The following is a 566-nucleotide window of genomic DNA, read 5'->3' as shown; positions in this document are numbered from 1 at the left end:
CAACGTACCGGGATCCACGCTTTCCCGTGAAGCGGACTATACGCTTTTACTGAATGCCGGCCCTGAAATCGCGGTAGCGTCAACAAAAGCATATACGGCGCAAATCGCCGTTCTCGCAATTTTGGCAGCCGTGACTGCGGAAAGCCGCGGCAAAGAACTCGGCTTTGATCTTGTCAAAGAGCTCGGCATTATCGGAAACGCAATGGAAGCCCTTTGCGACCAAAAAGACGAAATGGAAATGATCGCCCGTGAATACTTGACCGTAACACGCAATGCATTTTTCATCGGCCGCGGCCTCGACTATTTCGTCTGCCTCGAAGGATCCCTGAAGCTGAAAGAGATTTCTTACATTCAAGCTGAAGGCTTCGCCGGCGGCGAATTGAAGCACGGTACGATCGCATTGATCGAAGACGGCACACCGGTCATCGCCCTTGCGACACAGGAGCACGTCAACTTAAGCATCCGCGGAAACGTCAAAGAAGTGACAGCCCGCGGCGCCAACCCTTGCGTGATCTCCCTGAAAGGCCTGGAAGAAGCAGACGACCGCTTCGTCCTGCCTGAAGTGC

The 566-nt window shown here is 54.1% G+C and carries 1 protein-coding gene; it reads left to right on the top strand.

What is annotated here, in order from left to right:
• Positions 1–566, top strand: a 566-nt coding sequence (locus ACWHAR_RS30450; protein ID WP_452088856.1) for an SIS domain-containing protein, incomplete at both ends; no start/stop codon positions are given.

Source organism: Bacillus sp. LR--39 (assembly GCF_053613335.1).
Note: the sequence above shows the minus strand (reverse complement) of the source record. Positions and strands in the feature narration are given on the sequence as shown.